The sequence below is a fragment of the Halorhabdus sp. CUG00001 genome (assembly GCF_009797925.1).
In the GTDB taxonomy this organism is placed as follows: Archaea; Halobacteriota; Halobacteria; order Halobacteriales; family Haloarculaceae; genus Halorhabdus.
In genome coordinates this window covers 793,458-818,091 of the sequence record NZ_VOLB01000001.1, presented here as the reverse complement: position 1 = coordinate 818,091, position 24,634 = coordinate 793,458, and the positions used below count along the sequence as shown (strand labels likewise).

Sequence of the window (24,634 nt, the reverse complement as noted above, 5' to 3'; positions counted from 1 at the left end):
GCCCTCCAGGCGGCTATTCGAGCGCAGCTTTCGTCCGTCGGTGGCGATACCGAAACATCGGCGCGAAGCCGACGACGGCAAGCGGGCCGGCGAGGCGCCCGAGCGAGCCACCGGCAAGTCGATATTCGACGTGATCCGTTATGCGCGTTCCGCCCGTGACAGCCTCGAACTTGTGCGTATGTCGCCAGTGGGCGAACGGACCACCCGACATTTCGTCGACGAAGTACCCAGTGTCTCCGTCGCGCTCGCGCTCGATGATCGTCGTCGTCATTTGCTGGCGCGGCCCGACGCCAAACGGCCGGACTGAGGCCTCCGCTGTCGCGCCTGCATCCATCACGTCGGGATCGGTCTCACCGTCCGGACCGCGAACTGTCTCAACACGCAAGTTGAACCACTCCGGTGTCAGTGCTTCTAGCCCGTCGATCGCGGAGTGAAAATCCCAGACGGCGTCGAAGGCGGCGTCGACTTGCACCGACCGCTTGTAGGTGGCCATGAGTTACATACGAACTCGCTCGACAAAACGACGCGGGCTCTCAGTGCCAGCTACTGGCTTGCTGGCGTGCCTCGATGACTCGCCGGAGTGCCACGACGTATGCCGCGACGCGGAGCGTCGCAAGGTTCTCTTGCTCGTATGCCGTGACGAGATCGTCGAACGACTCGACGATGATGTCTTCCAGTTCCTCGTTGACGCGCTGTTCGCTCCAGTAGTTCCGGGTGCGGTTTTGCACCCACTCGAAGTACGAGACTGTGACGCCACCGGCGTTGGCGAGGATATCCGGGATGACCAGCGTGTCAGTGTCCGCGAGGATGTCGTCGGCCTCGGGCGTCAGTGGGCCGTTTGCGGCCTCGACGATCACGTCCGCACTCACGTCTTTTGCAAGATCGCCGTCGATCGCGTTCTCCAGAGCAGCCGGGACAAGGATGTCGACATCGAGCGTCAGTAGCTCTTCGTTGGTGAGTTCGCTGTCCGCTCCGGCATAGCCGACGACGCTTCCCGTCTCGCGTTTGTGCTCTTTGACCGCACGCGGGTCGAAACCGTCCGCAGCTTCGATTGCGCCCGAGGAGTCAGAAACGGCAACTACGGACGCGCCGAGGTCGTCGAGGAGGTCGGCCGTGATCCAGCCGGCGTTCCCGTACCCCTGGACTGCGACAGTCGCCTCGGCGATGTCTCGATCGAGATACTCGAAGGCTTCGCGGGCGACCAGCATCGACGACCGTCCCGTTGCCTCGACGCGCCCTTCGCTGCCGCCACTGGCGAGGGATTTGCCCGTGACGACGCCCGGCTCGGTCGTGTTCTCTGCGGTCTCGTAGGTGTCTTTGATCCAGTTCATCTCCCGCTGGCCCGTGTTCACGTCGGGGGCCGGGACGTCTCGGTCCTCACCGATCAACGGACGGAGTTCGGTCGCGAACGCGCGGGTGATCCGTTCCAGTTCCGCCTCGGAGTACTCGGCTGGGTCGATGACGATGCCGCCCTTGCCGCCACCGAGCGGGATCCCGACGGTGGCACATTTGTAGACCATCCATCCCGAGAGTGCCTTCACTTCGTCCCGAGAGACGCCGGGGTGGTACCGGATCCCGCCCTTGTATGGCCCGCGCGCGTCGTCGAACTGCGAGCGGAACGCTTTGAACGTCTCGTAAGAGCCATCGTCCATCTCGACGGTGAGGTTCGTTTCGAGCACTCGCTGTGGCCGTTTCAGCGCTTCAATCACGTCGTCACTGGCCTCGATCGACGACGATGCGTCGTCGATCTGGTCTTGCAGACTCTCGAACGGATTGACTGAATCTGACATACGTCCAATCTCACCCTGCCCTTTATTAAGCCCATCGGGATAGACACAACATACCAGACTATCGATCGTTCGAGATTGATCGGGTGGGATCCAAATGACTTTGCCCACGGGACCCAGACCCAGGGGTATGGCGGATGCGATCGACAATGCAAGCAATCTGCGGGGAGGAACCGCTACGGGGGCGCTCGCGTGGATTCTGGGTGTCGCCATCGCACTCGTCTTCCTGGCGCTGTTCTCGACGGTCGACGGTGGGTTCCTCGACCTGCTTGCCACCAGTGTCGTCTTCTACTACACCTTTCACCTGTGGCCACTCATCCTCGTCCCTGCGGATCTGAGTGCCAGTGCCGCCGTCTTCGCTCCGATCGCGATGCTGGTACTGTTTTGGGCTGGCTTCCGTGCAGCGCTTCGGGCTGGGGCCAACGGTGGCCGTGACGGCTTCGTTCGTGGTGCTGAGGTCGCTGTCGGGTACCTCGGGATGGTGATCCTCTCGCTGCCAGCGTTCGCGATCTCCGTCGACGGATCTCTCCTCGCCGACCCACTCGTCACCGCCGTGATCGTCGGGACGACTGGGCTCGCCTTTCCACTCGTCTTTGGCGGCCTCGGTGGCTGGATCGCGGGTCGCTGAGCCATCTCGGGTGTCACGGGGAGCCCAAGCGACCGACAACTACGATATGATCGCGCCCTGAGAGAGGGCCATGTCCGAGCAGACACTCACTGCTGGTGGGATCACCGCACGGTACTTCGAGACCGACGGCGAACGGATTCTTTCTTTCCAGGGCGAGAGAGGCGATGCAGCGATCGCACAAAACATCGAGGGCTACGCGATGTTGAAGGTCCGGCCTGGCCCCGACGGCGACGAACTCGAACGGTACTACGGGTTCGATATGGCCGTCGATCACGCCGCAGAACTGTTGGGCGTCGAGCCATCGGCGCTCCCGATCCCGGAGCCCGCCAAAGACATGGGGATGTAACGTCTCAGCTTCCTCACGAGTCGACTCAGGCGTCGAAGTCGCCAGTCACCACGTCGACGAATTTCTCGGGATGCTCGACGTGGGGGAGGAGTTTCGCGTCCTCGAAGACGACGAGGCGTGCGTCCGCCCGGTCGGCGAGTTCCCGTCCAGCCTCGACCGGGGTCGTGTCGGTGTCTCGTCCCCACACGAGGGTGATCGGCACGTCGAGAGACGCGAGGTGCTCGCCGAGTTCCTCGTCGGGGTCGAGATACCCCCCGAGAAAAGAGGCAGGGGCATAGCGACTGCCCGGCTGGTGGGCACTCCGCCACTCGTAAGCCAGCGTCTCGTCCGTGAGATTGGCCATGTCCGCATAGCCGTGGTCGTCGTGGAAGTGTCGCAAGCTCGGCTTGCTGGCCAGCAGATTGAACAAGCCGGTACCGACGACCGGCGATCGCAACAGCGCCCGCACCAAGGGCCGCCGTCCGTCGCCCATCGTCTCGTCGGTCGGGCTGATCAACACCAGCGACTCGACTGCTGTGTCGTTCGCTCCGGCGGCCGCGTACGCACCCGAAAGCGACGACGCGACGACTGTCGGTTCGTCGACGAGATCGTCGATCACGTCACCGAGGAACGTCTCGTAGAGCGACCCAGAGTACAGTAGTGGCGGGCGATCCGAGCGACCGAATCCGGGGAGGTCGGGCGCAACGACGTGATAGTCTTTCGAGAGGGCTTCGATCACGTCGACGAACTCGCGACTAGAGGAAGCGGCCGAAACACCGTGTACCGCCAGGAGGTCCGGATCGTCCGGGTCACCGGCTTCCGTGTACGCGACCTCGAAGCCGCGCCAGTGGTACGTCCCGGAGACGCCCGGGAACGGCGCTTCGAGTTCGCCCGCTTCGCGACTGAGTAGTCGGTTGATCCCCGTTGCCACACCGACGGTCCCGATGGCAGCCCCCAGGGCCGTTCGAAGCTTCATATGCGATTCGACGCGCGTGAGTGGCTTATAGGTGATGCCACTTGGCTACCGGAAGACGAACCGACTCGCGACCGCCAACGGGCCGATCGTCCACATGGCCAATCCGAGCATCGCCCAGACTGGATGAACACCGCCGGCGATGGGCTCGGCAGCGATCGGGGCTACGACGAGTTCCAGCACGAGCCCCCGGAACGCCGAGAGGGGACTGACCGCAAGGAGCGCCTCGAGTGTTCCAGCCCCGATCAGGTCAGTGGCGAGTCCAGCGACGAGGCCGAAGTCAAGGCCCACCAAGAGTGTGAGGACAGCGCCCATCGACAGTGCGATTCCGCTAGCGCGGGACCCAGCCAGCGCGGAGACGCCGATCGCGACCGCCAGGGCTGTCGCGGCGAAAGCGGCTGTCAGTACGAACAACCGGACGTAGACGATGGGCGTGTCGACGGTCTCGTGAGATGCGATAACCGAGACGGACTCTTCCTGGAAGAACACAACGACGCCCGAGGCAAGGACAAGTGGTACCAACACGGCGACCAGCAGCGCGGCCAGCCGACCCAGATACACGCCGAGGACGTAGGACCGACCGGAGAGCGGGTAGGTCCGGAAGACGGCGAGTTCCCCGCGAGTGCGATCGCCCAGAATCGAGTGATACCCGACGGCGAAAGCAACCAGTGGGACCAGCACTTCCAGTGGCGTCAACAGATTGAGCGAGAGTGCGAGATACCCGCCACCACTGCTCACCCAGGCGAACCCGACTATCGAGAGGGCGTACCCTACAGCGACAACAACGAGCGTTCGATTTCGCAAGACTGACTCGAAGGATCGCTGGGCGACCGACAGGGTTCGCCGGCGCTGGTCAGTCATCTGTCTCACCGCCCGCGCTTGCGCGAACGCCGACCAGTCCGTCCCTCTCGAGGATCGCGTCGAAGGCCCCTTCCAGAGAGTCCGTGTCGGCTTGCTCGCGTAAGTGTGCCGGACTACCCCGGGCGACGATCGAGCCGCCGTCGAGGACGAGAATCTCGTCGGCAATACGCTCGGCCGCAGCCAGGTCGTGTGTCGCCAGGAGGACTGCCGTGCCATCCGCAGCGATGTCGACAATCACATCCGCGATGTGATGGCGGAGTTGTGGGTCGAGTCCGCTCGCGGGTTCGTCGAGCGTCAGGAGTGGGGGCTCCCCGATCGTCGCCTGGGCGAGACCGAGCAGGCGAACCATCCCGCCCGAGAGGGCCGGGATGTGGCGGTCCGCGACGGCCGTCAATCCGACGCGATCCAGAACTGCCGGGACATCGACAGCCCCCGAGACGAGTGTCCCGTAGAATTCGATCGTCTCGGCGACACTGAACTGTGGGCGAAAGGCCGGTCGCTGGGGCACGTATCCGACTGTCCGGGCGGCGGCCTGTCTACGGGAAACTGACCCGGAATCTGGATCGCGGAGTCCCGTGGCGATCGACAACAGCGTCGTCTTCCCCGACCCATTTGGCCCGAGCAAGGCGACGACCGAGCCACGTTCGACCGTGACTGAAACGTCCTCGAGGACCGATACGTCGCCGTAGGCGTGTGTGATGTCGCGTAATTCGAGTGCTGGGGTGTGATCTTCGCTCATGGGTGTCCCGCTCGTGTGGTCGTTGCATTTCGGGCGGCCGTCAGTTCCTCGTGTCGAACCGGCTGGCTGCGTGGCGCGTCGTCGACGACGTTGGCACTTCGCAGTCCGCGGACCGACGCCTGGAATTGCTGGAGGACGGCCACGGCCGGCGAGCGTGCAAGTGTCCCGCTACCGTCGCTCGTTCCGACGGTTCGATCGACGACCCCACTCGGGCGGAAGGGGCGTGCTATCGTCCCGTCACCGTCACGATCCCGGCCCGGGATCGGCCCCCAGTAGTTCCCCGACCAGAGTCGCACCGGTCCGCGCCCCGTCGAGACGTAGCGGTCGTTGTCGACGATATCGTTTGCCGTGACGCGGTTCGTCGGCACGATCGTCCCGGTCCGTAATCCGGCCTCGTTGCCGAGGAGGACGTTCCGTGCGTACAACGATCGCTGGGTACCCAGATCCAGTCCGTACTGATTGTCGAGAAGGACGTTCCCGGTGGTCAGCGACGCACTCCCCGACATCGAGACGCCGACACCGCTGTCGGTAACGCGATTGTCGAGGACGGCATTCGAACGGGGCCGGGTCATCACGACGATACCGATGTTCGTCTCGCTGACGGTATTGTTGGCAACGAGCGACCGTGATGTGAACATCTCGTGGACGCCGAAACGCATCCCAGTCATTCGGTTGTCTCGCACGACGATCCCGTCTGCGTGGTGAGTGTACACAGCGTCACGCCCGCCCTGGAACGTGCTGTTGTGCACGACCATCCGGGACTCGATCGCGAGCACGCTCATAAATCCCTCGCGCCACGTCTGGCTCCCCTCGATTGAGACGTTTCCCACGACGACCCCGTCGCTGTCACGGGCGATGATGCCGTTTGCAGGCGTCTCGATGACGACTCCAGCAACCAGCGAGCGGTTGGCTGCATCGAGACCGACAGCAGCGTCACCGTAGCCGTACGTGTTCCGGATCGTCTCGTCCCAGGAGCCGTTTGCCCCTGCATCGGGCGGTGAGCCGGTGTTGTCGCTCCCACCACCCGTGATCGAGAGGTCCAGCAGGGCCGTTCGCGGAGACCGCACGCGTAGGACAGTCCCGTTTCCGTCCCCGACGATGCGTGTCTCAGCCCCCGAACCACGAATCGTCAGAGGCTTGTCGATCGTTAGGTTCGCCCGATACGTCCCGGACGGCAGTCGAACGGTCGTGTTCGGTGGCGCTGCCTCGATGGCGGCCGGCAGCGTCGGAGCGTCCTCGCCGACGACGATCGACGTCCGCCGATCGAGCAAGTCACCACGATCATCGACCGTCCGACTTGCCCACTCTCGTCGGTCTGTCACCTGGTTTTCGACGGCGACTGCTGGCTCGGTATCGTCTCGGCTCCGAAGGTCCGTCCACTGGCGAATCTCGCCGCCGTATTCGGTAGCGAACGATCGAGCAGCCACGCGGTTGCCAAACGGAACGATCGCCGGGCCGGCCGGCGTCCGGGCCGCGCTATCGACGACAAAGTACGCTGTCGAGGCCCTCGTCCAGTCTACTGCCGGATCAGAGGCGACAGTCAGATACCCCGCCTCGGTCACAGACGGGCCGGCGTCAGCGAAATCCGTCACGAACACGCCCACGGGGCGGCCAAACTGTCGCGTCGTACGATCGGCCGTGACTTCGCTGACTGCCGATTGTACTCCATAGTAGCCACGGACGTACTGATATTCCGAAAAGAAGACTTCGACGCGGGGGACCTCGTAGCCGGCGTCTTCGGCTTGCCGGACGTCGACCCCCGTCAGGCCGGTGGTGAGGGTCTCGGAGAACGCGACTGGCTCGACCGTGACGCCCGATGCGGGGTGGACGGCAAAGGCCAAGCTCCCGCCGGCAAGAACCACCGCCAGGCCCGCAAGGACGACGACGACGCGCATCTCAACGTTGGGCCAGTCCCGCGATCATCGACCGTGTCACGTCGTCGAACGTCGCCAATGACCCGCCGTACTCGTCTTGGAAGGCCCTGGCAGCCTCGTCCGTGCCGAATCCGATCAGATCACGGCCCATCGCGCCCTCGACGCGAGAATCGACGACGAACGTGACGTCCTCGGCCAGTGTGAATGCCGCCGCTTCCGGGTGTGTCGAAATGAGTGTCCGCTCGCCCTCGCTGAATATCTCGTAGTCGACGGCGGCGTAATCGGTGACGTAGAAGGCCGCCCGCGTCCAGCCCCGATCGAGTCGCTGGAAGTCGTACTCGAAGGCCTCCCAGGTACTATCGAAGCGGGCCGGATTCTCGTGTCCGGACGGATCTTTGTTCCGGTAGAATACCTCGGCGCTTGGACCTGGATGGTGCGGAATCACCATCCCACAGACGTCACACGCGTCCCCGTCAGTCAGCGCGACCGGAGCGGGCGTCTCCGCGCTCAAACAGCCGGCAAGTCCCACTGCTGTCCCCGCGCCTGCGAGTTTGACTACGCGCCGCCGCGTCAGCGACGAGTGTTGCGTGCCTGTCTGTGGCCCATTCGCAGGTGAGCGAACGGACGCCTGGTGGACGTCAGCGACTAGATCCTGCCCCCATTCGATCACAGACTCGGCCTTTCTCATTGTCGATAGCTTCACAGCCAGCACTAAAGAGGCAGTGATTCGACTATCGAACATTGCCCAACCGAGAGACCTTCGCGATGGTGGAGACACGGATCGAATGGGCGTCGAAAACAGCAGAGAATCATGCAAGACACGCCCAATAGCGAACGGTTTAATGCGCTGGGCTGTGAGACGAAATCGTGCATCGACGCGCGTATCTGGGCTCGCTTTCCGGCGGGGTCGCTGCGCTGACGGCGGGGTGTCTCGGTACCAGCGGCACTGCGGAGACGTATCTCGCCGAACCGGATCGTGAGTACGACTCGTCTGCCGTTCAATATCCCGCGTACGGCCAGCAACTGCCCGAGGCCACCATTGCGGATCCGATTGCTGGCGAGGCGATCGAGACGACGGGCGGTGACGGCGATCAGTTGCTAACGTTCTTTTACAGCCACTGTCAGACGGTCTGTCCGCGGCTCATTTCGGCACTCCGGGGCGTCCAAGCGAAAGCCATCGAAACGGGAATGGTCGACAACGTACGCTTCCGGGCAGTCACGTTCGATCCGGATCGTGACGACGCCGAACGGCTCCGCCAATACGCCAAGCGCATGGACGTGTCGTTGTCCGAAAACTGGCGGTTCCTCCGCCCGGACACGCCGGACGACGCCAAATCCATCGTCGAAGACACCTTCGGCGTCGGCTTCGAGCGGACCCATCCCGAAGACATGGCCCAGTACATGTTCACGCACTTCGCGTTGATCCTGCTGGTCAACGCCGACGATTACGTCGAGCGAGCCTATACCGGGAAAGCCCCACAGTGGCAACCGATCTACGAGGACCTCCAGACCCTTCGCAACCGGGAGGGGTGACCGTGCGACGCCGAGACTTGCTTGCCGGAGTTGGCGGGGCAGCGGTCGTCGCTACCGGCGGCTACGTTGCTCTCTCGGGGGCCAGTGGAGACGTCGATCCAGTTGCCGTCGATCTGTTCGAGACCGCCGCCAGCCCAGGCGGGACGATGCAGGTTCCGACTCCCGGCGAGGTGACCGTCCTGGACCTCTTTGCGACGACCTGCCCACCCTGTGTCCCAGCGCTCGACGCGCTGAGCGATGCCCAGGGTGACGCCAGTGAGGTCCAGTTCGTCTCGGTCACCAGTGAGTATCTCGGCGGCGGCCGGATGCGTGCAGACGTCATCGACTGGTGGGCCGACCACGGCGGACCCTGGCCAGTCGGGTACGACGAACAAGGTCGTCTCATGCAACAGCTCGATGTCGGCTCGCTGCCCCACACCGTCGTGATCGACTCCGGAGGGAACGCCGCATGGTCACATACCGGTGTCCCGGACGCGAACCGCGTTCGCGAGGCGATCGAGCGGGTTCGCTGATGAGCACGATCGCGTTGGGGGCCACGGTCTCGTTCGCGTTCGGGGCCGGCATCACGACGTTCTTTGCACCGTGTGCGTACCCACTCTTGCCGGGATACGTCGGCTATTACTTGCGGGAGCGCCCGGCCGAGGCGAAATCACCAGTTACCGGCGCGCTCTTGGGTGGGGTCGCTGCGAGTGTCGGAATCGTTGCGACGTTCGCTGTGCTTGGCGCATTGACGGCGACAATCGGCCAGACGTTGACCCAGTACGTCTCGACGCTGGAGGTGGGTGTCGGACTCACGTTGCTCGTCCTCGGCGTCGTCACGCTCACCGAGTGGTCGCCCGGCTGGCGAGTCAGGCTCCCACAACGGCGGGCGACGATCACTGGCTTCGCTGCTTTCGGTGGGCTGTACGCCATCGCCGCGACCGGCTGTCTCGCCCCGGTTTTCCTGGGGCTCGTCTCCCAGGCGCTAACGTTCTCCGTGCCCGGGACGATCGCCGTACTCGGTGCCTATGCAACCGGGATGGCCGTCATGATGATTGCAGCGACAGTCGCTATCGCCGTCGGCGTCGATGCTGGGCGCGCTCGCCTGCCGGGTGTTGCTGAACGGGCAAGCCAACTCGCTGGTGTCGTGCTCGTGATCGCCGGGGGTGCCCAGATTGTCCTCGCGGTGTTCGTGTATAGTTGATCGCCCGCTACCGAGTGGGACGGTGCCCCGAAACACAGGGACGGACTGTCGAATCGTCGGCCCGAGGGCCAACGCACATACTTCCGGCACTCGATGGGCCAACTATGCGTATGAGTTCTCGTCTCAGACAGTTGGGTCGTGAGCGCCCTGTCGCCATCACCGCTGTCGTTTCGGCGATCGGGTACGCACTCGTTGCTGGGGCCTTTACCGGTATGATCCCGCTGTTTCCGGCGCTTGGTCGTGACACTGTATTGCTGTTTGGCCACCTCATCGCGGCCGTCAACACGGCGGCCCTCGGTGCGATCCTGCTCGGGGTGCGGTACATCAAACGCGACGAAGTCGAAAAACACCGCGCGGCGATGCTCGTGGCCTTTGCCCTGATATTGGTCTTTCTCGTCCTGTACCTCTGGAAAGTCGGTGGCGGCTTCGAGAAGTCGATTACCGCGAGTGGCTTACCCAAGATTGCCTATCTCCTGATGCTCGCCGTTCACATCTTCCTGTCCGTCGTCGCCGTGCCAGTGGTCCTCTATGCGGTCGTCCTCGGACTGTCACATACGCCTGCCGAACTCCGTGACACCCACCACGCTCGCGTCGGTCGGATCGCCGTCGCCACCTGGTCGGTGAGTCTGGCGCTTGGCGTCATCACGTACGTCCTGCTCAATCACGTCTATGGGTGGGAACCACGACATGCAACCGTTCTCGCGTTAGTAGGGGTTCGGCCGGCCGTCGATCGGATCGTGTCGGCACTCGATCCGACCGCGTGAGCCGGGCTCTCGGATTCGGCGACAGCTCGGACTCTGCCAACCCGGACCATTAAATGGTTCTGACGTACATGACCGACGGCATCGTCGAGATGTGCCTCAACGAGGAACTCGTCGAAGACGCCCTCATCAAGCAAATCCGCGTCTGGAAAGTGAGCGGTGTCCTCACGTATCCGGAGTGGAGTGCCTACGAGTACACTAGCGGCCAGGGCAGCGTTCTGTTCGACCCGCTCGAGGAGATGGCCGACAGTCGCCAGGCGGCCCTCGATGCCTTCGACGGCGGTGACAGTATCGAGTCCACCGAGAAAGAGACACTGCAGATCGATCGGTCACGTTCCGACCAAGCAGAGACGAGCGAACGACCAACGGAACGCGATACTGACAGCTGAGGCTGTTGGGTCACCTGAGCGCGTGCTCTCGGAGCATCGTTACTACGCCGATGGATGGGGGTTGTAGGACAGGACCGCTTTCGAACCGGTTCGTTCAATCAGCGGGAGAAACGAGTGGACCGCTCTGTGATTGGGAAGCGATTCGAGGAGACGATTAGTCGCGACGCTGGCGACCGATGATACCCAGCGATAGTGCGAACAGTGCCGTTACCGTCAGCACTGCGGTAAACCCTGGGCCGCTGGTTGTCGTCGTTTCGGGAGTCGTGTCCGTCTGCTCGGTCGTCTCCGTCGGTGTCGCGGTCGTCGTTTCCGTCTGCGTTTCTGTTTCGGTTTCCGTTTCTGTCGGTTCGGGTTCGTCGTCGACTTCGATCATCGCATCTGCGTTGAGAACCGAGTTCTCGCGGCCGTTGCGGAGTTCGTCGATCTCACTGTCCGCGTAGTGACCGTAGACGTCGACAACGTCACTCGTCGTCGAGAGTTCTTCGAGCGGCTCCGTCTCGACGGTGACCGCGAGGGTGCCGTCCTCGAGGGTCACGTCCTCGACGGGGGCTGTCTGTGAAGTTTCGTTCATCACGGTGAACGTCGAGGCGTTGATCTCGCTGACGGCAGCCGGAACGTCGTAGGTCAGCGTCGTCAGGTCGCCGTCGGTCGACACTGACGGGTCTTCGAGCATGCGGGTCGCGCGGCGGATGCGGTCCTCCGCTGGTGGCGTGATCGTCCCGCGCTCTTCGATGTAGTTGACGACAGCGGTACCGTACAGCGTGTAGTCTTCACTGACTGTCGGCAAGGTGCTGAGGTCGTCCCAGCCAGCCATGTAGGAGTTGACCGTCACGTTGTAGGTCGCGTCCGGATCGAGCCGTTCGCCGTCGACGAAGATGTCGCCGACCGCCGTCGAGGCATTTGGCTGATCGATGAATTCGTACGTCACGCCACCGACCTGGAGCTGTGCCTGTGCCCCGTAGTTGTCAGTCGGCGCGGTGACTTGACTCGCGAGGAGATTCTCGAGTTGCTCGCCAGTCATCTCCTTGGTGACGAGCGTGTTACCGAACGGCAGGGACGTGTATACGTCGTCGTACGTGACGTTGCCCTCGTCGATGACGAAGTTCCCGCGGACACCGCCCGCGTTGGTCACGGCTACGTCAGAATCAGTCTGCTCGATGAACGCATCACCGATGATGCGTCCCCAGTTGGTGTCGTCTGCGTAGTTCCGGCCCGTCGAATCGAGTGCTTCCGTGGTTTTGCCGGCCACCTGCGAAAGATCCGCACTGAGTCCGGCTTCGACGACGTTTTTGGCCGATTCGTTTACCGTCCAGTTGCCCTCGCCGAGATTGTAGAGCTGGCCATCGTTGAAGCCGACGCCATCGTCACTGACGGTGACGTTGACTTCGCCGAGGTACTCGGCGTTGCCACCGGCCTCGACGATGACCGACCCGGACGTGACTTTCGGCCCGTACGTCACCTCGTCGTCACCGGAGACGATTACGTCGATGTTGTTCGTCTTATTGGCGAGCTCTTTGGATTCGGGGATTCCAGTGTGTGTGAGCGCAACGACTACGTCGACGTTCTCTTCTTCGCGTAGCGTTTCGGCGACCTGGGTGCCGGCTTTCGAGAAGTCAGTTACTTTGTAGCCGTTTTCTTCGAAGTCGATTGCCGTCTTCGATTTGACGGCGTCGTCGACCAGACCGAGGAGGCCGATTTTCACGCCATCGCGTGTGACGGTCGTGTAGTTCTTTGTCCCGGGGATGTTCTGGCCGTCTTCGCTCCGAATGTTAGCGACGAGCCACGGGAAGTCGGATTCGTCACTGAAGTCAGCGACTGGCCCGAACCCGTAGTCGAGGTCGTGGTTCCCGATGACCTCGGCAGCCGGATCGATGACGTTCAACGCGTCCGTTGGCACACGCCATTGGGAGACCGCCGAGAGGGAACTCGGGCTTACCTCGTCACCGCCACCCACGACGAGCGTCGGATTGTCGAGGGCGGCCTGTCGATCGGTGATCGCCCCTTGAAGCGTGCCGATCGCTGTGGGGTTGGCCATCGCTGTCTGGACGTCGTTATACTGGAGAATGGTTAGATTCGTCCCGTTACTGGGCGCGACAGATTCGTTAATCTCAGCTGGCGCCGTGTCCGCCGACAGTTCCGCACCGACGACCGCTCCCGACAGTGCCGTCAGAACAACCAGCGCTGCCAGGATCGCGGTCCCGGAGAGCGCTACGGTGGCTGTGGGTCTTCCGTCCGATTCTGGATTACTTCTTTTTAAGTCCATTACAATATAAGCACCAGGCCCCGAGCCACATATAATTTTTTGTGTGGAAATCTACCGTTGGGAAGAGACTGGCTGCAGGCGAGGTGATTTTCCCGCTAAGTCATCGTTTGTCGACACGCATACAGAGGAAAAATATTATTCATTGACGCGTGTTTATATGAAGTTATATTACACATCCTCTCACGATACAGTCGAACTGATGGGTGTGAGTCCCGTCCTGGCGAGACCTGTCGCACGGAATTGACTCTCACATCTGTCGCCCGGTGCCAGTGGCACTAGTCGAGTCAGTCTACGGACCGATCGACTGGTTGCTCGCCCTGACCGTCATAGCGTCACGCAGATGTGGGAGACCGGCGGTGTGTCGGCCTCGATATCGAAGTGGTCGGCGAGCAGTCCAGTGACGAGTTCCCGCGGGAGCGATTGCTCGTCGTCGGGCAGCACTTTGGAAAGTTCGATCTCACCGGGTAGCTGCTCACGTTCGGTGAGTGCCGACGAGAGTGACGCTGCGTCCGAAACCTCGTCGGCGAGGTCCGCGGCCAACGCCGACAGCCCGAGGTACGCTTCGATAGTCGCAACCAGATACTCGCGGGCGCGGGCGACAGGATTCGACAAGGACGTGATCGTCGAGAGGTAATCCGCGGCACTCGTTTCAGCCAGGTCGACTTCCTCATCGACCCAGGCCTCGATGGCCGGGCGACCCGCGTCGGGATCCAGTGCCGCCACAGCGTCGGCACAGATGTCGGCTTCCTCAGTGGCAATCTCGTGGAAGATATTCCCGACGACCACGGCGTCCGCACCGGCGTCACGCATCGCCTGGGCGTTCTCTCGGTCGTCGAGGCCACCGCCATACCAGATTCGCGACCACTCGATCCCGTCGTCGACGGCGTCGAGAATGTCCGCGGCTTCCTCGCCACCGAACGTTCCCGAGTACTCTAGGTAGATGATCTCGGCCTCGTGATAGCGTTCGGCCGCCATCGCACGCTGTTTGGCCGCCGTCGGTTCGAGTAGATCCGCTGTCCCGACGTTGGCCTCTCGTGCGGCTGCACTGTCGGGGTTCTGGATGATGTACGCCTCGAAGATCGACTCCTCGAGCATCCACGTCGTGGCGGCGCGACTCAGCCGATTCTCGATAGTCTCACCCAACGGAATCGGCAATTTCTCTGCGAGCATCGTCGGGGCGATTTCCTCCTCGATATGCTCGACGCCGCGGCCGAGTTGTCCGACCAGCGATTCCGCATCGCCGTTGAGCACTTCCGGAATGGCAAGAAACTCAGCCTGTTTTCGCGTTTCGTCGGTCACCTGGGCCGGCCCGGACGGCTCCTGGAAGGCTGGAGCGGGTCGATCGGCTACCAGTGAGAGTGTCTCTTGTGTGTTATTCCCGGTGACGTCCTTCGAGCCACCGACTTCCAGAGCACTCGTGTGCTGGAGATAGAGCGGATAGAGCAAGGGAAGCTCTTTCTCGTCTTCGGGGTCGATCTTCGTGATATGCGTCCAGTCTGCCGGGACCGGGTTGGTGTCTACCGAGAAGAGGTCCCGACTCGCGATCGTCGCCGCGGCGGCGGCCGATTCGAGCCGTTTCGCGATGTCGACGAGCGTCGTCATTACCCTAACTGTGTAAGCCACCGGTATAAAAGCGTGTCACAACGGTGACGCCACCAGTCCAGATCGGGCACCGAGCCGGCCCGGCCCGTCGGGCCACTATTCGTGACCCGGCAACACACTCGGGTCGCCCGAGCGATAGATGTACTCGGCGGCGATCCCCGTCAATGGCGAGTCAGTTTCGGTCGCGTACTCGGCGGCAAGGTCCAGATAGCGTTCGCTTATCTGGACGATCGCCTCGTAGGCATCCCGATCGTCCGCGGCGAGGACGTACTCGGCAGTTGCAGGTGTCAACTGGTTATCGACACGATCCGCGACGAAATCGTCGACGTCGTCCAGCCAGATCTGTGCCCCGATTATCGCCAGAACGATCGAGCGCTTGAAGGCGTCGTCGACTGGGAGTCCCGCCCGACGGTACATCTCGATCATCCCGTCGTAGATGACGCCGACCCGGGCATATTGGGTCTTCAAATAGGGTAGCTCCTCGATCCCAGCAAACCGGTCGACAGCGATATCGAGGTCAGTGATCGGAGCGTCACGATACGTCTCGCGAATCCGGTCACGAGCCTGCTGGTCGCCGGCCTGGGCGTCTGCGAGCAGCTCCCGGAACTGTGGGTCCCGCTCTTGGTGTCGCTCGGAGATGTCGACCGCCCAGCCGTATATCGCTTCGATTTCGTCCGGCAACCGGTCGAAGGCCGCGTCCAATTCCGATTGCAACGTCGACTGGGCAATTTCGGCGACGCGTTCACGCTCGCCGGGTTCGAGCCTGAACGAGACGCCAAAGTCTTCGAACTCCTCGTCGTTGATCGCGTCACGCATGTCGCCGTCGATCAGCGCGGCGATCACCAGCCGCGTCAGGTACTCCCCACGGTCGACGATTTCCTGGGCGTCGGTCGGGCCGTCCTCCCACGCCGTCTCAGTGATCGGCCGTCGGAAGCGGATCGGACCGACGGCATCGGATCCGTCGACCTCGCTCGTCGTCGCGTTGTCCGCCCAGACGCTCAACGCGACCGGATCGGTACCGTCGCCGGCTCGCTCGCGAGCGGCCCGGTATAGCTGCCCCAGTGTCAACTCTGCCGGGAGCGTGAGTTTGGTATCGTACTCGAAGGTGACGTCCTCGACATCGAAAGCCGCCGCGAGTCCGTCTTCGACGGGCTCGAACGCGTCACGAATCATCGCTTCAGTCCGCTCATCGACCAGTCGCTTGAGCTGAATGCTTTCTCTGTCGAATACGCCCGTGTCGGCGTAATACCCGAAGACAGCTTGTCCGGCGGTTGGAACGATCTCTCGATTTGCCAGCCAGCCAGCGAGTCGTCTGCGCATAGCCATTGGATCACCGCGACGGCCGATCGTGGCCATCGCCTGCTCCAGCCTGCGTTCGGCCCGACCATGACACTTTCGTCACGACGACGGCCGAACTATCGGTACACGGCAGGTTTTTGTGACCCCCAAAACAACCCACGGCCAATGTCTACAGAGGTCTATGATATCGTCGTCGTTGGGGGCGGGACTGCCGGAACCTTCGCCGCGGCGACCGCTGCCCAGCAGGGGCTCGACGTTGTTCTTCTCGAACGGAAACCCGAAGACGAGGCCGGCCACATCGCCTGTGGTGACGCGATCAAAGGCAAGAGTACGTTCCCCGATGTTATCGATCTCGAGTATCTCCGTGACGAATCGTTCACCAACGAGAACATCAACCACGCACTGTTCGAGATCCCGGACGGCGAGACGATCGACTATCCGTTCGATACCGGCTCCGGGGCTATCGTCGACCGCAAACGCTACGGTGACGTATTGCTCGAAGAGGCCGATCGCGTCGGCGCGGAAATTCACTACAATACGGTCGTCCGCGACGTCATCCAGAACGGCCGGGTCGAGGGCGTCGAGGCAACCCGAGAGGGCAATCACTATCGCTACGAAGCCGACATCGTTATCGACGCTGCCGGTGTGCTGTCGATCCTGCAGGACAAAGCCGACCTCGATGGAGCCACGTTCGACACGAACGTCAACTACCAGCAGTTTTGCTCTGCCTATCGAGAGGTCATCGAGGTCGAGGAACCCGTCGATTGGGACGACGCGATCGTCTTCAAACCGACCGAGGAACTGGGCTATCTCTGGTACTTCCCGCGGACGCCCACGGAAATCAACGTGGGTCTCGGCTTCCAGATGGATCGAGAGCCGATGGAACTGGTCGAGGTACTCCGGGAAGACCTCCGAAACCGTCCCGAGTTCGAGAACGCGACCGTCAAAGACAAGCTCGGAGCCGCGTTGCCGACCCGACGACCGTACGATTCCGCGACGGCCCCGGGACTGATCGCCGTCGGCGACGCCGCCGGACACGTCAATCCGACGACCGGGGGCGGCATTCCCGGCGCGGCCAAAGCCGGTCACTGGGCAGCCGACGTTGCCGCTGACGCTATTGCCGAGGGCGACGTCAGCGAAGCCGCGCTGTGGGAGTACAACCGCCGTGTCCAGACCGACTTTGGGAAGCGCTTTGCCGCCATGGATCTGTACAATATCTTCGGCGGCACGCACTCGATCGAGGATCTCACCGAGGTCCTGTCGGCGTTGCCCGCCCAGCAGCTCATCGACATCTTGGGCCGGTCGGGTACGGCTTCGATGAGCCTCGGCCTGAAGCTCAAGACGTTGAAAGATACCTTCGGCCACTGGCAGACGTTGTACGACGCCTACAAGGTCAACAAGCGGGCGAGTGAACTCAAAGCCATCTACGACGATTACCCGACACTCCCCGAGAACTTCGACGCCTGGCAGGAGCGCCGCGACGCGTTTATGGAGCGCTTTTTCGCCGAGTTCGACGCTGACCCGAAGTACTGAGCCCCGATCGATTTCGCCCTCGTAGCAATTATACGCGCCCGTACCAAAGCTCCGGGACATGTCGGGCGGGAACGCGTCGGGACTGGTCGCCGGTATCAGCATCGACCTCAAACGGCTCCACGAGACGTGGATGGAGATCGTCTATCCGCGCCAGGTTGACGCAGACGAGACCGTCCTCGGGAAGTGGACACCCAGTTCTCGGCGGAGCCGAATTACCTACCGCCTCTGGGGTATCGCTGGCGTGCCGGTCATCGGCCTGCTGTACCCATTCGTGCTGCTGGGGTACGTGGTCCGTGCCCAGGCCGATCGCCTGGACGGTGTCGCGGCCCGTCTCGGCGCGATCGGTGTCGTCGGTGCCCTCGCGGTACTCTGGGGCGGGCTGTCGATCGTCGCCTGGGACCAGTTCACCAGAGCCGGATTCATCGCCGTGCTGGCCGCGAGCCTCGTTGCCGTCGTCGCTGGCTTGCTTGCCTACCTGTTTCGCCGCGTCGGCGGGCGATTCACCACGGTGTTGGTGGCCTATCCCCTCGGCGTGACAGCACTGTTCTTGCCACCGGTCGTCGCTGCGCTGTACTCGCCGACGATTGCCGACGTCGTCTTTGCCCAGAGTGAGGCCGTCGCGAAGTGGATCAACACCAACCTTCTCGACGTCTTCGACATCAACGATCGGTTGCGCCGGACCTACGACCTCCGCGGGGTTGCCCACGTTGGGATGTGGGTCGGTATCTCGGTCCCGGTCGGCTGGCTCGTCGGATTTGTCGTCACGTTGGCGAATCTCGTTCGTCCGAGTCGTCCTGAATAATCCGGTCGGGATCGACGCCGTTGTCACCGATCCGGACGGCAACGTCGTTGCCCCCAACGTGAATCGTTCCACCGACCACCAGTGGTGCGACGACGCCCCCCGCGATCGTGCCAGGGTGGCCCAACCTGGCGTCGATACTGATAGCGTCGCCTGCTTCGAGTTCGACGTCCTCGATGAAGGTCTGTGCGGCCCCGAGTAGTTCTTCGTGCGTATATTCCCTTGCCGTCGTGACGAGGGAAGCGTCAGGCGACACCGACTCGGGCGGAGCGATCGGGGTCTCGCTCCAGACTTCACTCTCGAAGTGGACGACTTCGGGGTCGGTCGGCGGGCCACCGTAGGCGAGTGTCGTACAGCCCGCACTCGTCTCGTAGGCCTCGCTCCAGGCCGCCGGACAGAGCAGCGCTCCGCCATCGAACGGCGGCGCTGGGTCGAACTGGACGTTCGCCCCGAGAGTCCCGGCCCCGACAAACGACAACAGTACTTCCGGAATGGGAGTTGTCGCCTGTCGTGTCGGATCCGTTGGCGGCTGTCCATCCGGCCGTTTCGGGGCATCGACGATGCCGACCGTTGTACCCGCGTGAACACCGTACAACCGCAGTAGATTCGCCGTCTTCCAGGCGGTCGCACAGAAACTCTCGTAGGTGTGGGAACGCGCCCTGTCGTCGGCCCGACGATAGGCCAGTGCCTCGCTCCGGCGCTCGGGAGCGACGAGATCGCCAAGTACCTCCGGATCCATACCCGTCCGGTCGGTGCCATCGGGCAAAAACGGGCGGGGTTTCCGATCGCTCTTTGGCCTGTCAGTCCGCGTCCGGGACCGGAACGCTCAACTCCCCGGCTCTCGGCTACCCGCTCATGAACGAGTTCGTCAAAGACAACCCCGGCCGGGCGTGGCTCGCGACCTTCGCAGTCGCTGTCCTCGCGGTGGCCGGTGGGTCACTCGCGTTCACCAAAACAGTCTGGGATCGGTTCATCTGGCAGTATTTCTGGGGACCAGTGTACGCTGATGCCCACAACGCCGCCTGTGCGATCAAGGCCCAGGGCGAGACGACGCTCGTCAGTTGGTCGAATCAGGCCCAGTGTGCCATCCAAGGGAACGCCGTCGTCGCGGAGCCAGGGTACACCATCGTCTCCGAGGTCGGCTACATGATCACTGCCTTTTTCTTCGTGATCGGGGTCTTCCTGCTGTTGCGACGGCTCGACCTCTCACTCGACAGAAACATGCTGTATGCGTTGGTGCCGTTCATGCTGTTCGGTGGGGCGCTGCGTGTCGTCGAGGACGCCACCGACGAAGTGCCAGCGGGCGTCGATTCGTTCCTGTCGTATCCGCTGAATTCGCTTTTCATCAGTCCCGTCATCTACTTCACCGTCTTTGCGATCGCCCTGACAGCACTCCTCGCGAGCGTCGAACTGGCCGATCGCGACATCGTCGAGACGACACACAAACCGCTCGCTGCGATGGGAATCGGCGTCTTGGCGGTCACGACGGCCTATCTGGGGATGCTCGGGCTCACTGCCGAGTACGTCGGGTTCTATCCACAAGTCATCGTTCTGACGGTCGGACTGGCGTCGCTGTTTGCCTACGGACTGTATGTCCTGGCAGATCGCTTCGCTCCCGAGATCAATCGCGGGACTGGCTACGCCGGCCTGGTTGTGCTGTGGGGCCAGGCTATCGACGGGGTTGCGAACGTGCTGATGGCCGACTGGATCCACGCCATCGGACTGCCCGAGGCGCTGACCTACTCGGCGAAACACCCTGCAAACGCGATCATTATCGACGTGACCAATACCGTGTTGCCACCAGGGGTCATCGACGTCATCGGGACGTCGTGGCCGTTCCTCCTGGTGAAACTCGCCGTCCCACTCGGATTCGTCTGGCTGTTTACCGAGGAATTCGTCGAAGAGAGTCCACGCTTCTCGTATCTCCTACTCGTGGCAGTGACCGCCGTCGGCCTCGGCCCCGGCACCCGTGACATGGTGCGTGCGGCCCTCGCGATCTAAGGCCACTCACGGGAACGGGTGGAAGGCGTGGTCCGGGCGCGGTTCGAAGCCCAGTTCCGGCGGCACCGATTCGAGCCGGTCGCCGAAGTACGGCTCCCCGAGGAACAACGGTTGGGCTTTCGGGACGAGGACACGGGTTGCTTCGAAACCAAGCTCGTCGATATCGCGTGGCGTTAGCCGTGTCGCGTACGGCGTCATACCTGCTTTTGTGATACGCTCGACGACGGCTTCGAGTTCAGCTTGCCCTACTGGCGGATCGGGCACCCCGACATCCGTCGCTGGCACCGTACTCGGGGCGTCGATGAACTGTTTGACGCGCTCGGGGAAAGATGCGTACTCGCCGATTGCTCCGCCGGCACTGGCGGCTTGCTCTGGCCCCATCCGGGACAGTTCGAGCCAATTCTGGGTGGCTTCCGAAAGGGCCGATCGGGCGGCCTCGGTCGGGTCGAGCTGCGCACTCGATCCGAGTGCGAACCGGGGCCACTGCTCGGCCCGGTGGACGGCACAGGCGACGACCGGGACATCGACGTCCTGGGTGAGCAGCAGCGTCGTGACCGACAACCCCTCGGCCTCCAATCGTCCAATCAGCGTCTGGAAGCTGTCGTCCTCGACGGACAACCCGAGGGGTTCGAACGTCGAGTACCACGACAGCATTGCCGCATCGCGTTCGATAACCTCGTACAGGCCCGCAAGCATGGCTTCGATCGCGTCGTTTCCAAAGCCAAGGCCGGTGGTCGTTGCCGGCCGAATCCGTTCGTTCGGTGGCGGGTAGACAGCCAGCGACGCCGGGAGTTGGACTGTTTGGCTCGTCGCGAGGTTCTCCCCGTCGATCCACGACCACGTGGCCTCTTTGGCCGGTTTCGACGGGCCGACGAACGACGACGGCGGGACCGGCGTCGCTACATCCGCTGGCGTGCCTTCCTGGAAGTTCGCTTGTCGATAGACGCCGGCTGCGTATCGCTCGTATACTTCACCGAACCCTTTCATCAGCGATGCGTTCCAGTCTAGGGCCACGCCCGCTGCCTGATTGGCCGCACTGGCGTCGCTGAACCCACTGGTATCGGCGGACTGGGCCAGGTAGTACGGCAGCGGATAGGACGAGACTTCGCCCACTTCGCGGACGAGGCCAACCCGCTCGTCGAGACCGCGCTCGGCTCGTCCCAGAGACTCATCGACCTCGCGATCGACCCGTTCCCGGCCGATCGTCCGGTCCGGTTCCGTCCCGCACGCACAGTGAGGGACGGCCAAAACTCGTCGTCGAGCGTGTGGTACCTCGATGACGGTCCCGAAGGGATCTGGGCCGTCTGTCCCGGGATCCAGGACGCTTGCGACGGCCCGGCCAGCGATTGCGCCTGCGTACCGAGCAGTCGCCGGAGGCTGGGCTCTGGTGGGCTGTTCGCTCGGATCGACGTTTGCACGGACTCGGGTCCCCAGACACTCATAACAGGCACTATCGCTCCGAAAGCCAGTGATTGCCGCGTCGACCACCGGGACACCGCCGACCCCACCGAGCTCGACTGCAATCCAGGGCGTCTCTGCCTCCAGGGCAGTGTCGTTGGCGCGTTCGAAGGTCGTCGCACCGGCGACGTCGACCACGATACCCAGCTCGTCGGCCCCAGGGTCGAGGGCCTGGCGCCGTTGTGTCTCTACGTCGACGTCTTCGAGTGCGGCCTCGATGGCCGCGACGGCCGGCCCCGATCCGACGATACCTACAGCCATGCCTCTGGATGCTCGCGCGAACGGCAAAAAGGCCGCGTTACCGAAGCTGTGCCATCGCTTGCTCGGCCAGTTCGCTGGCGTCAGCTTCCCGGAGGGCGTCCGTGCCGAGTAACAACCGCAAGCGCGGGCGCCCGACGTCGATCGGTACCTTCTCCGTATCGAGGAGGCCTCGATCCTCGAGTTGGGTCTTCGTTCGCGAGAACGTGGCCTTACTGGCGAGCCCAACGTCTTCGCCCCACTTGCTGATGTCATAGAGCAGTTGCTCGTTGCGCGCTGCCACGAGCAGACTGATGGTCACTTCGTCGAGTCCGTCGCCGTCGCCACGGGCCACGGAGAGCGAATCGAGGACGGCGTCGAAATCCGCGACTGTCTCAGCACCCAGCTCGTCTTCGAGGGTCGATCTGACGGCCGTGAGTGGCGGTGTTCGGAGCGTGAATGGATCGGCCTCGTCCCACCGTTCGTCGTAGAATGCACGCGTCGCCTCGACAAACGACTCCTCGGCAGTCCCGAGGCCTGCCGCTGTCGAACCGGCTTCGACGACCGAGACAACAGCCTCGCTCGTGACGAGCAAGGAGTTTACCGGCGGATCGTCGAGCACCCGGATTGTGAGGATATCTGCATCGATCAAATCGGCAGCGAGGCTCCCGATCAAAAAGTCGTCCATTTCGTCTTTGAGTGCGCGTTCGTTGGCGAGGACGTCGACTGCAGGCGGCGCATCGAGTTCGTCGAGTGTCGTGACGAGTTCCCTGATCGTCTCCCGTGCCGGGTTGACGACGATGACGTTCTGGGCTGACCCCACCGTATCCGCGATAATCGTGCGTAGTGGTCGCCCTACCATATTTTGAGTGCTCATGAGATACTTATATATAACAACCGAGAGTGTTTAATCTTATTCTCTAGGCAATCCTGTATCAGCTGGGTTGCATTATGTCAGGCGCGCTCTGGGTAGATCTGAGTCCATTCGTGTGTCTTCGGGTATCGCTGGTCTGGCGTGTGCTCGATCAGTCGACTGGGCTCTCCCAAACGCGGACAGGTAGACCTTTTAGGAGGGGGCCGTCAGGGATAGATATGACCCACGAGACCGTCCGCGAGGTCGATCCAGAACTGGCGGCCGCCCTCGGTGGCGAGCGGGAGCGACAAGAAGACACGCTGGCGATGATCGCCAGTGAGAACCACGTCAGTGAGGCCGTCCTCGAAGCGCAGGGCTCGGCACTGACGAACATCTACGCCGAAGGCTATCCCGGCAAGCGCTATTATGCCGGCTGTGAGTACGCAGACGAAGTCGAGGAACTCGCGATCGAGCGTGCAACGGAACTCTGGGGTGCCGAGCACGTCAACGTCCAGCCCCACTCGGGCAGCCAGGCGAACATGGGCGTCTACCTCGGCGTCCTCGAACCAGGTGACAAGATTCTCTCACTCGATCTGACCCACGGCGGCCACCTCTCCCATGGCCACCCCGCGAACTTCGCGGGCCAGGTGTACGACGTCGAGCAGTACGAGGTCGACGCCGAAACGGGCTACATCGACTACGAGGGGCTCGCCGAGACGGCCGCGGAGTTCGACCCGGACATCATCGTCTCGGGGTATTCGGCCTATCCCCGCGAGGTCGAGTGGGAGACAATTCAGGACGTCGCCGACGACGTAGATGCCTACCACCTGGCCGACATCGCACACATCACCGGCCTGGTCGCGGCGGGTGTCCACGCCTCGCCGGTCGGTGTCGCCGACTTCGTGACGGGCTCGACCCACAAGACGATCCGGGCCGGTCGTGGCGGCATCATCATGTGCGACGAAGAATACGCCGACGACATCGATTCGGCGGTGTTCCCCGGCATGCAAGGCGGTCCACTGATGCACAACATCGCTGGCAAGGCCGTCGGGTTCAAGGAAGCCCTCGATCCCGATTTCGACGCGTACGCCGAACAGACTGTCGCGAACGCAGCTGCCCTGGCCGAGCGCCTGCAGGAACACGGACTCGAACTCGTCTCGGGCGGCACGGACAATCACCTCGTGTTGATCGACTTGCGGCCATCACATCCCGACACGCCCGGGAAAGACGTCGAAGAAGCACTCGAAGACGCCGGCATCGTGCTCAACGCCAATACCGTCCCCGGCGAGACGCGCTCGGCGTTCAACCCCTCGGGGATCCGTGCTGGTACGCCCGGCCTGACGACGCGCGGATTCGACGAAGCAGCTTGTCGAGAAGTCGCAGACCTGATCTACGAGGTCGTCGACGCGCCCGACGACGAAGCCGTCATCGACGAGGTCAGCGAGCGCGTCGACGAACTGACTGACGAGTATCCCGTCTACGAGTAGTTGACTGGCCAGGCGCTCGTCTACTGAGTCCGGATCATCTGTTCTCGAC

General features: G+C 62.9%; 24 protein-coding genes. 11 read left to right on the top strand and 13 right to left on the bottom strand.

Annotation, left to right across the window (positions count from 1 at the left end):
- Positions 1-13: 13 nt before the first annotated feature.
- Entirely contained in the window at positions 14-493 is a 480-nt protein-coding gene (locus tag FR699_RS04040) for an SRPBCC family protein (RefSeq protein WP_154551652.1), read from the bottom strand.
- A gap of 40 nt (positions 494-533) precedes the next feature.
- On the bottom strand, positions 534-1,790 hold the full coding sequence (locus FR699_RS04035) for a Glu/Leu/Phe/Val dehydrogenase (protein ID WP_154551653.1): 1,257 nt from the start codon (positions 1,788-1,790) through the stop codon (positions 534-536).
- A gap of 127 nt (positions 1,791-1,917) precedes the next feature.
- On the opposite strand from FR699_RS04035, the gene FR699_RS04030 reads away from it, so the two are divergent.
- Both FR699_RS04030 and FR699_RS04025 read left to right on the top strand, forming a co-directional pair.
- The gene (locus FR699_RS04030; RefSeq protein WP_154551654.1) at positions 1,918-2,415 is read left to right on the top strand and encodes a hypothetical protein; all 498 of its coding nucleotides are present in this window, start codon (positions 1,918-1,920) and stop codon (positions 2,413-2,415) included.
- Positions 2,416-2,485: 70 nt separating this feature from the next.
- Complete coding sequence (locus tag FR699_RS04025) at positions 2,486-2,761, top strand: hypothetical protein (protein ID WP_154551655.1); 276 nt, start codon at positions 2,486-2,488, stop codon at positions 2,759-2,761.
- Positions 2,762-2,786: 25 nt separating this feature from the next.
- Here the strand turns inward: FR699_RS04025 and FR699_RS04020 are convergent, their stop codons facing one another.
- Genes FR699_RS04020 through FR699_RS04000 form a run of 5 tightly spaced genes read right to left on the bottom strand, consistent with a single transcriptional unit; the run spans position 2,787 to position 7,875 of the window.
- The gene (locus tag FR699_RS04020; protein WP_158854256.1) at positions 2,787-3,716 is read right to left on the bottom strand and encodes an alpha/beta fold hydrolase; all 930 of its coding nucleotides are present in this window, start codon (positions 3,714-3,716) and stop codon (positions 2,787-2,789) included.
- Positions 3,717-3,761: 45 nt separating this feature from the next.
- Entirely contained in the window at positions 3,762-4,574 is an 813-nt protein-coding gene (locus FR699_RS04015) for an ABC transporter permease subunit (RefSeq protein WP_158854253.1), read from the bottom strand.
- Positions 4,567-5,313, bottom strand: coding sequence for an ABC transporter ATP-binding protein (locus FR699_RS04010; protein WP_158854250.1), 747 nt, complete (start codon positions 5,311-5,313; stop codon positions 4,567-4,569). Before FR699_RS04010 ends, FR699_RS04015 begins: the two co-directional genes overlap by 8 nt.
- On the bottom strand, positions 5,310-7,208 hold the full coding sequence (locus FR699_RS04005) for a NosD domain-containing protein (protein WP_158854247.1): 1,899 nt from the start codon (positions 7,206-7,208) through the stop codon (positions 5,310-5,312). Before FR699_RS04005 ends, FR699_RS04010 begins: the two co-directional genes overlap by 4 nt.
- Position 7,209: 1 nt before the next feature.
- Entirely contained in the window at positions 7,210-7,875 is a 666-nt protein-coding gene (locus FR699_RS04000; protein ID WP_158854244.1) for a nitrous oxide reductase accessory protein NosL, read from the bottom strand.
- A 179-nt stretch (positions 7,876-8,054) separates the two neighbouring features.
- Here FR699_RS04000 and FR699_RS03995 point away from each other — a divergent pair, with 179 nt between their 5' ends.
- The 5 genes from FR699_RS03995 (at position 8,055) to FR699_RS03975 (ending at position 11,053) form a co-directional block, all read left to right on the top strand.
- Positions 8,055-8,720, top strand: coding sequence for an SCO family protein (locus FR699_RS03995; protein WP_158854242.1), 666 nt, complete (start codon positions 8,055-8,057; stop codon positions 8,718-8,720).
- A 2-nt stretch (positions 8,721-8,722) separates the two neighbouring features.
- Entirely contained in the window at positions 8,723-9,232 is a 510-nt protein-coding gene (locus tag FR699_RS03990) for a TlpA disulfide reductase family protein (protein WP_158854239.1), read from the top strand.
- Positions 9,232-9,903: a cytochrome c biogenesis CcdA family protein gene (locus FR699_RS03985; RefSeq protein ID WP_158854236.1), complete on the top strand. Its 672-nt coding sequence runs from the start codon at positions 9,232-9,234 to the stop codon at positions 9,901-9,903. The genes FR699_RS03990 and FR699_RS03985 overlap by 1 nt, the downstream gene beginning before the upstream one ends.
- A 104-nt stretch (positions 9,904-10,007) precedes the next feature.
- Positions 10,008-10,667: a DUF420 domain-containing protein gene (locus FR699_RS03980; RefSeq protein WP_158854232.1), complete on the top strand. Its 660-nt coding sequence runs from the start codon at positions 10,008-10,010 to the stop codon at positions 10,665-10,667.
- Positions 10,668-10,720: 53 nt separating this feature from the next.
- Positions 10,721-11,053: a hypothetical protein gene (locus FR699_RS03975; RefSeq protein ID WP_158854229.1), complete on the top strand. Its 333-nt coding sequence runs from the start codon at positions 10,721-10,723 to the stop codon at positions 11,051-11,053.
- Between the two features lie 154 nt (positions 11,054-11,207).
- Here the strand turns inward: FR699_RS03975 and FR699_RS03970 are convergent, their stop codons facing one another.
- The 3 genes from FR699_RS03970 to FR699_RS03960 form a co-directional block, all read right to left on the bottom strand.
- Positions 11,208-13,316: a bifunctional UDP-sugar hydrolase/5'-nucleotidase gene (locus tag FR699_RS03970; protein WP_154551666.1), complete on the bottom strand. Its 2,109-nt coding sequence runs from the start codon at positions 13,314-13,316 to the stop codon at positions 11,208-11,210.
- A gap of 324 nt (positions 13,317-13,640) precedes the next feature.
- Positions 13,641-14,918: a heptaprenylglyceryl phosphate synthase gene (locus tag FR699_RS03965; RefSeq protein WP_158854226.1), complete on the bottom strand. Its 1,278-nt coding sequence runs from the start codon at positions 14,916-14,918 to the stop codon at positions 13,641-13,643.
- Between the two features lie 96 nt (positions 14,919-15,014).
- A complete protein-coding gene (locus FR699_RS03960; protein ID WP_158854223.1) occupies positions 15,015-16,238 on the bottom strand; it encodes a hypothetical protein in 1,224 nt (407 codons plus the stop codon).
- Between the two features lie 144 nt (positions 16,239-16,382).
- On the opposite strand from FR699_RS03960, the gene FR699_RS03955 reads away from it, so the two are divergent.
- Positions 16,383-17,750: a geranylgeranyl reductase family protein gene (locus tag FR699_RS03955; protein WP_158854220.1), complete on the top strand. Its 1,368-nt coding sequence runs from the start codon at positions 16,383-16,385 to the stop codon at positions 17,748-17,750.
- A 58-nt stretch (positions 17,751-17,808) separates the two neighbouring features.
- A complete protein-coding gene (locus FR699_RS03950; RefSeq protein WP_154551670.1) occupies positions 17,809-18,552 on the top strand; it encodes a hypothetical protein in 744 nt (247 codons plus the stop codon).
- On the opposite strand, the gene FR699_RS03945 is transcribed toward FR699_RS03950, so the two are convergent.
- Positions 18,512-19,288, bottom strand: coding sequence for a hypothetical protein (locus tag FR699_RS03945; RefSeq protein ID WP_158854218.1), 777 nt, complete (start codon positions 19,286-19,288; stop codon positions 18,512-18,514). The genes FR699_RS03950 and FR699_RS03945 overlap by 41 nt on opposite strands.
- Positions 19,289-19,404: 116 nt before the next feature.
- Between FR699_RS03945 and FR699_RS03940 the strand changes: the two genes are divergently transcribed.
- Complete coding sequence (locus tag FR699_RS03940; RefSeq protein ID WP_154551672.1) at positions 19,405-20,550, top strand: DUF63 family protein; 1,146 nt, start codon at positions 19,405-19,407, stop codon at positions 20,548-20,550.
- 6 nt (positions 20,551-20,556) lie between these two features.
- Here the strand turns inward: FR699_RS03940 and FR699_RS03935 are convergent, their stop codons facing one another.
- On the bottom strand, positions 20,557-22,269 hold the full coding sequence (locus FR699_RS03935; protein WP_158854215.1) for a YcaO-like family protein: 1,713 nt from the start codon (positions 22,267-22,269) through the stop codon (positions 20,557-20,559).
- A 37-nt stretch (positions 22,270-22,306) separates the two neighbouring features.
- Positions 22,307-23,107, bottom strand: coding sequence for a transcriptional regulator TbsP (gene tbsP, locus FR699_RS03930; RefSeq protein ID WP_229770539.1), 801 nt, complete (start codon positions 23,105-23,107; stop codon positions 22,307-22,309).
- A gap of 230 nt (positions 23,108-23,337) precedes the next feature.
- Here tbsP and glyA point away from each other — a divergent pair, with 230 nt between their 5' ends.
- On the top strand, positions 23,338-24,585 hold the full coding sequence (gene glyA / locus FR699_RS03925) for a serine hydroxymethyltransferase (protein ID WP_154551675.1): 1,248 nt from the start codon (positions 23,338-23,340) through the stop codon (positions 24,583-24,585).
- The last annotated feature ends 49 nt before the right edge of the window (positions 24,586-24,634 follow it).

Excerpts from the sequence above, each read along its gene's own strand:
- FR699_RS04040 (WP_154551652.1), bottom strand. The coding sequence starts at position 493 with ATGGCCACCTACAAGCGGTCGGTGCAAGTCGACGCCGCCTTCGACGCC.
- FR699_RS04035 (WP_154551653.1), bottom strand. The coding sequence starts at position 1,790 with ATGTCAGATTCAGTCAATCCGTTCGAGAGTCTGCAAGACCAGATCGAC.
- FR699_RS04030 (WP_154551654.1), top strand. The coding sequence starts at position 1,918 with ATGGCGGATGCGATCGACAATGCAAGCAATCTGCGGGGAGGAACCGCT.
- FR699_RS04025 (WP_154551655.1), top strand. The coding sequence starts at position 2,486 with ATGTCCGAGCAGACACTCACTGCTGGTGGGATCACCGCACGGTACTTC.
- FR699_RS04020 (WP_158854256.1), bottom strand. The coding sequence starts at position 3,716 with ATGAAGCTTCGAACGGCCCTGGGGGCTGCCATCGGGACCGTCGGTGTG.
- FR699_RS04015 (WP_158854253.1), bottom strand. The coding sequence starts at position 4,574 with ATGACTGACCAGCGCCGGCGAACCCTGTCGGTCGCCCAGCGATCCTTC.
- FR699_RS04010 (WP_158854250.1), bottom strand. The coding sequence starts at position 5,313 with ATGAGCGAAGATCACACCCCAGCACTCGAATTACGCGACATCACACAC.
- FR699_RS04005 (WP_158854247.1), bottom strand. The coding sequence starts at position 7,208 with ATGCGCGTCGTCGTCGTCCTTGCGGGCCTGGCGGTGGTTCTTGCCGGC.
- FR699_RS04000 (WP_158854244.1), bottom strand. The coding sequence starts at position 7,875 with ATGAGAAAGGCCGAGTCTGTGATCGAATGGGGGCAGGATCTAGTCGCT.
- FR699_RS03985 (WP_158854236.1), top strand. The coding sequence starts at position 9,232 with ATGAGCACGATCGCGTTGGGGGCCACGGTCTCGTTCGCGTTCGGGGCC.
- FR699_RS03980 (WP_158854232.1), top strand. The coding sequence starts at position 10,008 with ATGCGTATGAGTTCTCGTCTCAGACAGTTGGGTCGTGAGCGCCCTGTC.
- FR699_RS03975 (WP_158854229.1), top strand. The coding sequence starts at position 10,721 with ATGGTTCTGACGTACATGACCGACGGCATCGTCGAGATGTGCCTCAAC.
- FR699_RS03970 (WP_154551666.1), bottom strand. The coding sequence starts at position 13,316 with ATGGACTTAAAAAGAAGTAATCCAGAATCGGACGGAAGACCCACAGCC.
- FR699_RS03965 (WP_158854226.1), bottom strand. The coding sequence starts at position 14,918 with ATGACGACGCTCGTCGACATCGCGAAACGGCTCGAATCGGCCGCCGCC.
- FR699_RS03960 (WP_158854223.1), bottom strand. The coding sequence starts at position 16,238 with ATGCGCAGACGACTCGCTGGCTGGCTGGCAAATCGAGAGATCGTTCCA.
- FR699_RS03955 (WP_158854220.1), top strand. The coding sequence starts at position 16,383 with ATGTCTACAGAGGTCTATGATATCGTCGTCGTTGGGGGCGGGACTGCC.
- FR699_RS03950 (WP_154551670.1), top strand. The coding sequence starts at position 17,809 with ATGTCGGGCGGGAACGCGTCGGGACTGGTCGCCGGTATCAGCATCGAC.
- FR699_RS03945 (WP_158854218.1), bottom strand. The coding sequence starts at position 19,288 with ATGGATCCGGAGGTACTTGGCGATCTCGTCGCTCCCGAGCGCCGGAGC.
- FR699_RS03940 (WP_154551672.1), top strand. The coding sequence starts at position 19,405 with ATGAACGAGTTCGTCAAAGACAACCCCGGCCGGGCGTGGCTCGCGACC.
- FR699_RS03935 (WP_158854215.1), bottom strand. The coding sequence starts at position 22,269 with ATGGCTGTAGGTATCGTCGGATCGGGGCCGGCCGTCGCGGCCATCGAG.
- tbsP (WP_229770539.1), bottom strand. The coding sequence starts at position 23,107 with ATGGTAGGGCGACCACTACGCACGATTATCGCGGATACGGTGGGGTCA.
- glyA (WP_154551675.1), top strand. The coding sequence starts at position 23,338 with ATGACCCACGAGACCGTCCGCGAGGTCGATCCAGAACTGGCGGCCGCC.